The 12063-nt window shown below is 74.0% G+C and carries 10 protein-coding genes; 7 read left to right on the top strand and 3 right to left on the bottom strand.

The annotated features are described in order from the left end of the window. Nucleotides 1-47: 47 nt before the first annotated feature. The 3 genes from ACXJKG_RS05005 to ACXJKG_RS04995 all read right to left on the bottom strand — a co-directional run bounded on the left by ACXJKG_RS05005 (nt 48) and on the right by ACXJKG_RS04995 (nt 2397). Nucleotides 48-464, bottom strand: coding sequence for a hypothetical protein (locus ACXJKG_RS05005; RefSeq protein ID WP_456844663.1), 417 nt, complete (start codon nt 462-464; stop codon nt 48-50). Continuing rightward, complete coding sequence (locus tag ACXJKG_RS05000) at nt 461-631, bottom strand: hypothetical protein (protein WP_456844662.1); 171 nt, start codon at nt 629-631, stop codon at nt 461-463. Before ACXJKG_RS05000 ends, ACXJKG_RS05005 begins: the two co-directional genes overlap by 4 nt. An 86-nt stretch (nt 632-717) precedes the next feature. After that, a complete protein-coding gene (locus ACXJKG_RS04995) occupies nt 718-2397 on the bottom strand; it encodes a serine/threonine-protein kinase (RefSeq protein ID WP_456844661.1) in 1680 nt (559 codons plus the stop codon). 116 nt (nt 2398-2513) lie between these two features. Here ACXJKG_RS04995 and ACXJKG_RS04990 point away from each other — a divergent pair, with 116 nt between their 5' ends. From ACXJKG_RS04990 to ACXJKG_RS04960, 7 genes are all read left to right on the top strand, one after another. Continuing rightward, on the top strand, nt 2514-3956 hold the full coding sequence (locus tag ACXJKG_RS04990; protein ID WP_456844660.1) for an alpha,alpha-trehalose-phosphate synthase (UDP-forming): 1443 nt from the start codon (nt 2514-2516) through the stop codon (nt 3954-3956). Then, nucleotides 3949-4722 (top strand): trehalose-phosphatase, encoded by a 774-nt coding sequence (gene otsB, locus ACXJKG_RS04985; RefSeq protein ID WP_456844659.1) that lies wholly within the window; start codon nt 3949-3951, stop codon nt 4720-4722. Before ACXJKG_RS04990 ends, otsB begins: the two co-directional genes overlap by 8 nt. Nucleotides 4723-4767: 45 nt before the next feature. Next, complete coding sequence (locus ACXJKG_RS04980; protein WP_456844658.1) at nt 4768-6378, top strand: hypothetical protein; 1611 nt, start codon at nt 4768-4770, stop codon at nt 6376-6378. A gap of 2 nt (nt 6379-6380) precedes the next feature. After that, nucleotides 6381-7883 carry an outer membrane protein assembly factor BamB family protein gene (locus ACXJKG_RS04975; protein WP_456844657.1) on the top strand — a complete coding sequence of 501 codons (1503 nt, stop codon included), beginning with the start codon at nt 6381-6383 and terminating at the stop codon, nt 7881-7883. Between the two features lie 19 nt (nt 7884-7902). Beyond that, nucleotides 7903-9357, top strand: a complete 1455-nt coding sequence (locus ACXJKG_RS04970) for an outer membrane protein assembly factor BamB family protein (RefSeq protein WP_456844656.1) — start codon at nt 7903-7905, stop codon at nt 9355-9357. Between the two features lie 168 nt (nt 9358-9525). Beyond that, on the top strand, nt 9526-10653 hold the full coding sequence (locus tag ACXJKG_RS04965; protein WP_456844655.1) for an ABC transporter ATP-binding protein: 1128 nt from the start codon (nt 9526-9528) through the stop codon (nt 10651-10653). 100 nt (nt 10654-10753) lie between these two features. Further along, nucleotides 10754-12055, top strand: coding sequence for a DUF4032 domain-containing protein (locus ACXJKG_RS04960; RefSeq protein WP_456844654.1), 1302 nt, complete (start codon nt 10754-10756; stop codon nt 12053-12055). Nucleotides 12056-12063: the final 8 nt, after the last annotated feature.

Here is a 12063-nt window from a genome sequence, read left to right as displayed (position 1 = left end):
GTCATGCGGCACAGCGTAGGGGCCGCGGCTGAGGATCCGGTGCGGCCTCACGGCGTGCGCGGCCGGCGGACCACCTCGACGTCGAACCCGAACGACCGCTTCCACTCCTGCGCGAGCCGTCCACCGGCGCGGCGGACGATCCCGCGCAGCCACCACTCGTCCGGGTCGATGCCGGGGTACGCGTGCTCCACCAGCAGCGGCCGGAACCGGGCGTCGACGGCCTCGACCCGGCGGCGCAGCTCCGCGAGCTCGGGGTAGGACGCCAGCCCGGGGTCCGTGAGCGCCGACTCGAGGGTGCTGCGCGACATGGCCTCGTTGGCGTAGGCGAACTCGTCGCCGCGGTAGCCGTGCTCGCACTCGACGACGAAGCTCGACCAGCGCTCGAGCACGGCCGCCGGCGTGTCGTCGCGCCACACCCCGCGTGCGCGGACCAGCTCGGTGAAGGCGTCGTCGAACGCGGTCACTTGGCGATCTCGCGCAGGTAGAGCTCGTAGCCCTCGTCGGGACGGAAGTGCGCGACGATCACGTCGCCCCGGAACACCGTCAGCGCGCCGGTGCGGTGGTCGAACCGGACCACGTCGCCGTTGCTGCGGCGCCCCACGGCCACCTCGGCCTCCGCCTCGAGCGACATGTGCTGGACCTCCCCGGGATCGGCGAGCCTTCACCCAAGAGGGTGGGCCCGCGGCGCGCCAGACGGGTCCCGCATGGCGAGACGGGTCAGGGCAGCACGGGGGTCGGCAGCGGTGCCCACGTGATCGGGGTCCCCGAGAGGATCTGCGCGATGAAGACCGCCGACGCAGCCAGCAGGACCGCGGTGGCGACGAGGGCTCCGGTGCGGCCCGGTGCGATCACGGCCAGCACCCGACGGGCGCCGACGCGCGTCATCAACGACAGCGGACCCCACCAGACGACGGCCGCGCCGAGCAGCACGATCGCGCCGACCAGGATCGACGCGGTCACCCCCTGCGGGACCTGGCCCGACGGCGACTGGTCGATCGCCCAGTGGCCCTCGCCGATCAGCCACCAGGACACGCCGAGCAGGATGACGATGACGCTCGCCCCGACGACGAAGGACGGCACGAGGCCGACCAGCGCGCGCAGCAGGTGCCACGGGCCCGTCGCCAGCGCGACCGCGCCGTCGGAGCGCTTCACCCCGGCCCGCTCCCGCCGCCCGTGCATCGACTCGACCGTCGAGCCCACCGTGCGCATCACCACGACGAGGATCCCGAACACGATCAGGGTGACGCCGGGGTACAGGGCGCCGGCGGAGCCGAGCAGGAGCGCGGCCGCCAGGAGGGTGCCCCAGCGCCGGCGGGCCGGCGGTCGCTCGTAGCCCGAGCCCTCGGGCTCCGGCTCCTCCGACGCGTCGAGGTCCTCGTTGATCCAGTCGACCCCGTCCGGGTCCTCCCAGTCCGGGTCGTCCTCCAGCCCGTCCGTCGCGGTGGCGTCGAACGCGCGCGTCGATCCGTCGTTCGCGACGAGGGCCGGGGCGACGAGGGCGGTCGCGGTGCCGCCGGCCAGCACCGTCGTGCCCACCAGGTCGTCGGCGACGAGCATCGCCGTCGCGGTCTCGTCGGCGATCGACTCGCCCTCCGCGACCACGACCGTGAGCGCCGCGACGACGTCGTCGGGCGAGGTGCGGTCCGCGGCGACGGGCGCCAGCGCGCGGGTGAGGGTCGCGGTGGTCAGCGGGCCGAGCCCCTCGAGGTCCACCTGGCCGGACCGGGCCCGCGCGAGCACGGCCTCCAGCGGGCGGCTGCCGAACGGGTCCCGACCGGTGGCGGCGAACGCGAGGATCGCCGCCCAGCCCCAGAAGTCGGACGCGGCGTCGGGCTCGGCGCCGTCCAGCAGCTCGGGCGCGAGGTACCCCGGGGTGCCGATGACCAGCCCCTCGGCGGTCAGCCGGGAGTCGTCGGCGGCCTGGGCGATGCCGAAGTCGATGAGGACGGGGCCGTCGTCGCCGACGATGACGTTCGACGGCTTGAGGTCGCGGTGCACCACGCCGGCGCCGTGCACGGCCACGAGCGCGTCGCGCAGCCCCTCGGCGAGGTCGAGCAGCTCCGCGGCGTCCAGCGGTCCGCGCTCGCGCACGTGATCCTCGAGGTTGTCGCCGGGCACCAGCTCGGTGACCAGGAAGGCCTCGGTCGAGTCGGCCTCGGCGTCGAGGATCGCGGCGACGCCGGGGTGCCGGAGCTTCTGCAGGGCGTGCACCTCACGGCGCAGCCGGTCGCGCGCGACCGCGTCGGACCCGATGTGCGGGTGCAGCAGCTTGAGCGCGACCGGGTCGCCGCCCCCGTCGACGGCCCGGTAGACGGTCCCCATGCCGCCCGACCCGAGGGGCGCGACCACGGTGTATCCGCCGATCTCCGACCCCGGTGTCAGACCGATCCGCTCCATCCCCGCACCGTAGCGGGACGCCTGCCGGCTGCGCCGGACAACGCGCGCTGCGTCATCCGGGCGACGTGTCGCACGCCGACCCCCTAGGGTCGAACCCGACCCAAGGAGTTGATCCCGTGCCTGCTCACGTGCCCGCGCACGGTTACGACTTCGTCGTCGTCGCGAACCGCCTGCCCGTCGACGTCAGCCTCGGCGACGACGGTGAGCCCACCTGGACCCGCTCGCCCGGCGGCCTCGTGACCGCCCTGGCGCCGGTGATGGCGAGCACGTCCGGAGCCTGGGTGGGCTGGGGCGGCTCGCCGGACCTCGAGCTCGAGCCGTTCGACGTCGACGGCACCGAGCTGATCCCGGTGGTGCTCACCGAGGACGACCTGGAGAAGTTCTACGAGGGCTTCTCCAACGACACGCTCTGGCCGCTCTACCACGACGTCATCGAGCCGCCGGCCTTCCACCGGCAGTGGTGGGAGTCGTACCAGAAGGTGAACCGGCGCTTCGCCGAGGCCGCCGCCGCGCAGGCCGCGCAGGGCGCCACGGTCTGGGTGCACGACTATCAGCTGCAGCTGGTGCCCAAGCTGCTGCGCGAGCTGCGGCCCGACCTGCGCATCGGGTACTTCCACCACATCCCGTTCCCGCCGCTGGAGCTGTTCGCGCAGCTGCCGTGGCGCGTGCAGGTGGTCGAGGGCCTGCTCGGGGCCGACCTCGTGGGGTTCCAGCGGGCGGGCGACGCCGCGAACTTCGTCCGCGTGGTCCGCCGGCTCACCGACCTCACGACGCGCGGGCAGATGGTCACGCTGTCCGGACCCGAGGGCGGGCCCCGGCGGCACGTGCGGGCGGCCGCGTTCCCGATCTCGATCGACTCGCACGCGTTCGACGAGCTGGCCCGGACCGAGGCCGTCCGCGAGCGCGCGAGGCAGATCCGCCGGGAGCTGGGCGACCCCGAGTACCTGCTGCTGGGCGTGGACCGGCTCGACTACACCAAGGGCATCCGGCACCGGATCAAGGCCTACGGCGAGCTGCTGGCCGAGGACCGGCTCTCCCCGCAGAGCACCACGCTCGTGCAGGTGGCCAGCCCGAGCCGGGAGAACGTCGGCGCCTACCAGCAGCTGCGCGACGACGTGGAGCTGCTGGTCGGCCGCATCAACGGCGACCACGGCCAGGTGGGCCACGCGCCCGTGCAGTACCTGCACCAGTCGTTCCCCATGGAGGAGATGGCCGCCCTGTACCTCGCCGCCGACGTGATGCTGGTGACCGCCCTGCGCGACGGGATGAACCTCGTGGCCAAGGAGTACGTCGCCGCCCGGTCCGACGACCGCGGCGCGCTGGTGCTGTCCGAGTTCACGGGCGCCGCCGACGAGCTCACGGGGGCGGTGCTGGTGAACCCGCACGACATCGACGGGATGAAGGACGCGATCACGTACGCCGTGCACATGGACGCCCGCGAGTCCCGCAAACGGATGAGACGGCTACGACGGCGGGTGCTCGGGCACGACGTCGTGGCGTGGTCGGAGGACTTCCTCGCGGCCCTCAACGCGGTGCCCGTGCGAGCCAGCAATGGCTGAGCAGCTCGAGGTGGAGCTGGCCGCCGTGGCGGCAGACCGCGCCCGCCGGCCCCTGCTGGTCGCCCTCGACTTCGACGGCACGCTGGCCCCGCTGCAGGACGACCCGTCCGCGTCGCGGATCATCCCGGCGGGCGTCGACGTCCTGGCGCGGCTGGCCGGCACCGCGGGCGTCGCGTTGGCGCTCGTCTCCGGGCGGTCGATGAGCGACCTGCACACGCTGGCCCAGGTGCCCTCGGGCACGTTCCTCATCGGCAGCCACGGCGCCGAGCGCGCCCGCGTCACCACGTGGGGCCTCGACCGCGACGTGGTGCAGCTGACCGACGAGCAGGCCGACCGCCTGGCGTCGCTCGGGGCCGAGGCGGCGCGCATCACCCGCGGGCGGGACGGCGTCTGGGTGGAGACCAAGCCGACCGCGGTCGTCGTGCACACGCGCCTGGCGGAGGCCGAGGTGGCGCAGGCGGCGGAGCAGGAGGCGATCGCTCTCGGCGAGCGGCTCGGCTCGGGCGTGCTGCACGGCAAGGACGTCGTCGAGATCTCCGTGCTCAGCGCCAGCAAGGGCGAGGCGCTGACGGCGCTGCGCGACGAGCTGGCCTCCCCCGTGGTGCTGTACGCGGGCGACGACACCACCGACGAGCACGCGTTCGGCTCCCTGCGACCCGACGACGTGACCGTCAAGGTGGGCGCCGGCGAGTCGTCCGCACGCTTCCGGGTGGACGACCCGGACGCCCTCGTGGCCGCGCTGTCGGTGCTGGCCGACGCACTCTGAGCGCACTGCTGGTCGGTCGCAGGACCGAGGCGTAGCGTGCGCCTCATGCCCGGCCGGATGCACGAGGTCGAGCTCGTCGAGGCTGCGGACGAGCCCGCGCGCTCCCGTCCGGCCCCGAGCCCGTCGCTCACGCGAGCCGCGGACCACGTCGACGTCGAGCTCGATGACGTCGACGCCGCGCCGCCCGACGACGCCGACCGGCGCGTCGACGCCGCCCGCACGTGGCTGCGCCGGCACGCACGGTGGCTGGTGCCCGTCGCCGCCGTCGCCGTGCTCGCGCTCRTCGGCACCCAGGTGGTGGTCGACCAGCGGGAGGCCGCGCGCGTGGCCGCGCTCGCCGCGATCCCCGGCGTCGTGCCGCCGGCGGACTCCTCGATCGGCGTGCTCTGGCGGGCCGACCCCCGGCTCGCGGCCGCGCTGCAGTCCGGCTCCGTGGTCGACGGCACGTTCGTCGGCGGCACGCAGAGCGCGGACGGCGCGCTGTCGATCGTCGGCCTCGACCCCGACACCGGCGTGATCGCGTGGACGACCCCGGTGGACACGCTCACCCCGCCGCGACCGACCGTCGGGACGTCGCCCTCCGTCTGGGTGTCCTGCACGCCMGTCGCGCACGGTGGCTCACCGGTCGCCGCATGCATCACCCAGCAGTACGGCGCMGTGGAGGCGCTCGGCGTCCCCGAGTCGACGATCGTGGTGCTGGATCCCGCCGACGGCTCGCTCCTGGCCCAGCGCTCGGTGCCCGGCACCACCGGGATCACCTTCACCGACCACGACGTCGTCCTGGCGGACCGGGTGTCCGACGACGGCTCGCCCGCCCCGACGGACGCGTCGTCGGTCCGGTGGGCGGTCACGGCCAGCGACATCGTCAGCGGCGCGCAGGCCTGGAGCTGGACCAGCCCCGCCGTCGACGTGCTCGGACGCGAGGACGGGCCGCAGGCCGCCAACGCCACGGGGTCGGCCACCCTGGAGACCGTCGACGGGCAGCTGCTGCTGGCGGTCGACCAGCACGCGTGGATCTTGTCGGCCGCGGGCAAGGCCCTGCGCGACGTCCCGCTGCCGGAAGGCGCCTGGATGGGTCCGGCGCGCTCCGGCGTCTTCGTGCAGAACACCTGGAGCTCGGCGGAGCAGTACCAGGGCAACCTGATCCTGGCGGACGGCACACAGGTCCCGATCGACGAGACGGTCGGCTGGCTCGCGGTCGACGACGGCTCCGCCCCGGACGTCGTGTTCACGGTCGGCTCGGGCCCGGGGAACGCCCTGGGGCTGAGCGGCCGGTCGGCCCGCACGGGCACGCAGCTCTGGCACCTGCAGGGCTCGGTCAACACCGGCGTGCTGCTCGACGGGACCCTCTACGTCGCGACGAACGAGGCGCTCCTCGCGGTCGACGCCACCACCGGGCACACCCTGTGGCGCACCCCGCTCGACCACGTCGTCCAGCAGGTCTCGACGGACGGCCGCTACCTGCTGGTCCCGGGCCTGAACGTCACTCTCGACGCCTACTCCATGCGGGACGGCTCGCTCGCCTGGCACAAGGACCTGGCGAAGGAGGTGGCCGGGGACCGGTCGACCGTCTTCGTGCAGGGCTTCCAGGCCGGCTGGCACGACCCCCGGCTCTACGTGTGGATGGACGACGGCGGCGCCGCCGTCCTGGGCTGACCATGAGCCTGCACCCCGGGCACCTCGCACCGGTCGAGCTCGATGAGCTGGACGATGCCGGGGTGCTCGACGGCGCGGCGCTCTCCTCTCCGCTGCCCGTCTGGTTGCGCCGGCACGCCCTGGCGGTGACCGGCACCGTCGCGCTGCTGGCACTGGCACTGGTCAGCGCGCAGTCCGCGGTGGACACCCACGAGCGCGAACGCCTGGCGTACCTGGCGGACGTCCCCGGGGTGCTGAGCCCGCTGCACGACCCGCCCGCCGAGCTCTGGGAGTGGGGTGCCGGCGCGGGCACGTTGCTCGCGGGTGACGCCACCGCGCAGTGGGCCATCGGCGCCCGCTACCACTCCGGCGGCGTCGACCTGCGCGGCACCGACCCGGACACGGGGGCGGTGCTGTGGTCGGTCCCGTTCTCGCTGGACTCCGCGCTCCCGCCGGTGGGTCGCTCCGAGTTCCCCTCGGTCTGGGTCCGCTGCTCCGCGCTGTCGACGACGGCCGACGCGCCCCGCGCGGTCTGCGCCGCCGAGGTCTCGCCGACGGCGGACGGGGGTGCCCCGACGCCACTGCTGGTGCTGGACCCGACCCGGGGCACGGTTCTGGCGACGCCGACGCTCGAGCCGGGCTCGCTGTGGTCCGTCGCGGACTCGCACCTGGTCGTCGCCCAGCCCCGCACCGACGACGGCGGCGGCGTGCGCTGGACCTTGACCGCAGCCGACCCCACCACCGGCTCCGTGGCGTGGCGCCGGACGACGCCGGTGGTGCCCGCGCTGCACGAGGTCCGCGTCGGCGACAACGTCATCCGGTCGGCGGCCGAGCTGACCAGCGACGAGACCCGCGTGCTGCTCACCGACAGCGGTCACGCGTGGCTGTTCGCCACCGACGGCACTCCGCGCGGCGACCTCACCGTGGCGACCGACGGCTGGGCCGAGCTCGCCCGCGCCGACACCCTGGTCTGGTCGCCGTGGCAGACCTTCGCCGTCCCCGCCGCCGTCCTGGTGACCCGCGACGGCACCCGCGTGGCGGTCGGCGAGTCGCCCGCCCTGCTCGCGGTGGACGACGGGACGGCGCCGGACGTCGTCCTGCTCTCCGACGACCGGGACGGCCGGCGAGGCCGGGGCGGCAGCACGATCGTCGCCCGCGACGCGACGAGCGGTGAGGAGCTCTGGCGCACGGAGGGCACGGCCGGCGACCCCCTGCTGGTGGACGGCGTCGTCTACGTCGCCCGAGGGCTCGAGGTGCTCGCCCAGGACGCGGAGACCGGCGCCGTCCGGTGGCACGCGAGCATCGGCTCCCCGCCCGTCTACCTGGGCACGGACGGCACCCTCGTCATCGTCGTCACCGCCAACCACACGCTGCGGGGGCTCGACCTCGCCGACGGCCGGCCGGCCCGCGCCGCCGACGTCGCGCGCCTCCTGGCACGCGATCCCGGCGGGGTCGACCAGGTCACCGAGTACGCCGGCCGGCTGCTGGTCCGGTTCCTCGACGGGTCGGGCGTGGTCGTCGGCTGACAGCCCCTACGCTCCGGCCATGGCGGGTCGGCTCCAGACGGTTGCGCTCGAGGACGACCTCGACGGTCCGCTGCCCCGCGCGCCGCGGTCCCGCCGCCCCGGTCTCGTCGTGGGCCTCGTCGCCGCCGTGGCCGTGCTCGGCCTGGTGGTCGTCCAGGGGGTGGTCGACGCCCGCGCGCGTGCCCGCCTGGAGGCCGTCCGTGCCCTGCCTGGCGTACTGCTGCCGGTCGCCGGGCCGGTGCGGACCCTCTGGCAGGCGCCCGCGGACGGGTTCGTCGGCTGGTCCCGGGTGGGTGACCACCTCGTCGGCGGGACCGTCGTCGACGGACGCATCGAGCTGCGCGACGTCGACCGCGCCCACGGCACCGCCCGTTGGACGTCGAGCGTGCCGGTGGCGGAGGGCGTGGTGCCGCCGTCGGGCGTCGCGTTCGTCGCCTGCGAGCCGCTCGGCGACGACCCGCGCCGGCCGGACCGGGTGGCGTGCGTGGCCGGCGAGCTCTCCCCCGGCAGCGTCACCGACCAGCCGGTGGTCACCCAGCTGGTCGTGGTCCGGGCCGCCGACGGCCGGGTCGTCGACGAACGCCGCCCCGAGGGGCTGCTCTGGGCCACGACGCGCGCGCTGCTGGTCACGGCGACGAGCGCCCGGTCCGGCGAAGACGTCCGTTGGACCCTGCGCGCGACGCGGCCCGACGGCACGGCCGCCTGGACCCTCCCGCTGCCGGCGGTACACCCGATCGACCCGGTCGACGCGGGTGACGGGGGCCAGTACGTCGCGCCGACCTCCCTGACCGGGGAGCCCGACGGGGTGCTGCTGGAGGCCGGCGGCACCGCGTGGTTCGTCGGCGTCGACGGCCGCCTGCGCACTCGGCTGGACGAGGTGGTCGGCGGCGCCGTGACGCGCGGGCGCACCGGTGCCCTGGCCACGACGCTGCACAGCTGGCTCGAGGCCCGCGAGGCGACGACCGAGCTGGTGCTGGCGGACGGCACCCGACGAGTCACCGCCGACACCCTCGTCGTGCCGTCGGTCGACGACGGCAGCGCCGCGGGGATCGAGCTGGTCGGGGCCCTGTCGGGCGAAGCCGGACTCGGCGCCCTCGACGGGGCCACCGGCGCGAGCCTCTGGCGGGCGAAGGACGTCGTCGGCAGACCCGTCCTGCTCGACGGCCGCCTGTACGCGGCGACCGGCGCCGGGGTGGTCGCCCTCGACGCCCGCACCGGGCGCGAGATCTGGCGCCGCGCCGCGCCGCCGTCGCTGGTCGACGACGGGTCCGTCGTCGTCGACGTGGCCACCGACGGCGTACGGCTGGTCGCGATCTCCTCGGACCGCACCCTGCGCACCTACGCGCTCGACGACGGCGCGGCGGGCTGGAGCGGCCGCGCGGCGGGGGTCCGGGACAGGGACGACGTCTGGGTCAGCACCGCGGCGGGCATGCTCGTCGTGACCACCTCGGGAGGCTCGTCGGTGGTCGGCTGAACGTGTGCAACGTCACTCCGCGGTGTGGACGGTCCACCCCGGTATGGCATGATGACCGCGGGCGACGGGGGATTCCCTCTTCCAGAGTCCGTGTCATCGAGGACACTCTTGACACTCTTCACTACGGATCGTCCGGCACGTACCTGCCGGTGAAGGGATTGATCAGCCATGGCAACGGTCACTTTCGACAAGGCCTCCCGGGTCTACCCGGGCACCGAGCGCCCCGCGGTCGACGCGCTCGACCTGCACATCGAGGACGGCGAGTTCCTCGTCCTCGTCGGCCCCTCCGGTTGCGGCAAGTCCACCTCGCTCCGCATGCTCGCGGGCCTCGAGGACGTCAACGCGGGCCGCATCCTCATCGGCGACCGCGACGTCACCGACGTCCAGCCGAAGGACCGGGACATCGCGATGGTGTTCCAGAACTACGCGCTGTACCCGCACATGACGGTCGCCGACAACATGGGCTTCGCGCTCAAGATCGCCGGCACGCCGAAGGCGGAGATCCGCCAGCGCGTCGAGGAGGCTGCCAAGATCCTCGACCTCTCCCAGTACCTCGACCGCAAGCCGAAGGCCCTCTCGGGTGGCCAGCGTCAGCGCGTCGCCATGGGCCGCGCCATCGTGCGTTCGCCCCAGGTGTTCCTCATGGACGAGCCGCTGTCGAACCTCGACGCCAAGCTCCGCGTCCAGACCCGTACGCAGATCGCGTCGCTGCAGCGTCGTCTCGGTGTCACCACCGTCTACGTCACGCACGACCAGACCGAGGCCCTGACCATGGGTGACCGCATCGCGGTCCTCAAGGACGGCCTCCTGCAGCAGGTCGGCACGCCGCGCGACATGTACGACACCCCGGCCAACGTCTTCGTCGCCGGCTTCATCGGCTCGCCGGCCATGAACATCGGCACCTTCCCGGTGCTCGACGGCACCGCGAACCTCGGCCGCGCCCGCGTCGCCGTGCCGCGTTCCGTCATCGGGCAGTTCACCGAGGACGACCGCAACCACATCACGGTCGGCTTCCGTCCCGAGTCGGTCGACGTCGTGCCCGAGGGCACGCCGGACGGCATCCCGATCATCGTCAACATCGTCGAGGAGCTCGGCTCCGACGCGTTCGTGTACGGCTCGCTCACCAACGAGTTCGGCCGCGCGGACGCCGTGCACTCCGGTGCCGGCGACGCCCAGGTCATCGTGCGCGTCGACCCGCGTCAGGTGCCCGGCAAGGGCGAGACGATCTTCATCCGCCTCCGCGAGGGCGAGACGCACCTCTTCCACGCGGGCTCGGGCGAGCGCATGGCCGTCTGACCTCAGCACGTCCCTCCACAGGGCGGCGTCGGCTCCGGCCGACGCCGCCCTGTGGTTTTCCGACCGGGACCTGTCGGGGTTCTCTGAGAGGATCGAGCCCATGAGCCCGACGCCGCAGCGCCTCCAGATCACCGCGGCCTCCCCCGACCCCGCGCTCCTCGACCTGCCGTGGGACGTCCCGCTCGAGGACTGGCCGGCCGAGACCCTCGCCGCCCTTCCCCGCGGCATCTCCCGGCACATCGTGCGGTTCGCCAAGATGTCGGGCCGGGTCATCGCGGTGAAGGAGATCGGCGAGACCGTGGCCTACCGGGAGTACGAGCTGCTGCGCCAGCTGCGCCGCCTCGACGTCCCGTCCGTCGAGCCCGTCGGCGTCATCACCGGGCGCCGCGATCCCGACGGAGAGCCGCTCGAGGCCGTGCTGATCACGCAGCACCTGCAGTTCTCGCTCCCGTACCGTGCGCTGTTCAGCCAGGCGCTGCGCCCCGACACCGCCACCCGGCTCATCGACGCGCTGGCCGTCCTGCTGGTCCGGCTGCACCTGGCCGGCTTCTACTGGGGCGACGTGTCGCTGTCCAACACCCTGTTCCGCCGGGACGCCGAGACGTTCGCCGCGTACCTGGTCGACGCCGAGACGGGCGACCTGCACGACAAGCTGAGCGACGGGCAGCGCGGCTACGACCTCGAGGTCGCGCGCGTGAACATCATCGGCGAGCTCATGGACCTGCAGGCCGGGGAGTTCCTCGAGGAGGACGTCGACGCCGTGGCCATCGGGGACGCCCTGGCCGAGCGGTACGGGGAGCTGTGGCGGGCCCTGACCGAGTCCGAGTCGTTCACGTTCGGGGACCGCTGGCGCGTGCAGGCCCGCATCGACCGGCTCAACGACCTGGGCTTCGACGTGGGCGAGCTCGACATCACCACCGACGTCGACGGCACCAGCGTGCGCATCCAGCCGAAGGTCGTCGACGCCGGGCACCACTCGCGCCGGCTCATGCGGCTCACCGGCCTCGACGTGCAGGAGAACCAGGCCCGCCGGCTCCTCAACGACCTCGACGAGTACCGCGCCGCCACCGACCGCCAGCGGGACGACGAGTCGTTCGTCGCGCACGACTGGCTCACCGAGATCTTCGAGCCCGCCGTCCGCGCCGTCCCGCGTGACCTGCGCGGCAAGCTCGAGCCGGCGCAGATCTATCACGAGCTGCTCGACCACCGCTGGTTCCTGTCCGAGCAGGCGGGCCACGACGTGCCGATGAAGCAGACCGCCAAGAGCTACGTGAAGACGATCCTTCCCTCGCGGCCCGACGAGCAGGCGGTGCTGGGCGTGCAGGCGGGCGAGATCCCGGACACCGACATGATCCCGCGCGTCCGCCCGGACCAGATCGACGACGACGAGCTCATCGGCTGAGCCGACGT

It is taken from the genome of Cellulomonas sp. P5_C6, assembly GCF_054049635.1.
This window is presented reverse-complemented; position numbering and strand designations above follow the sequence as displayed.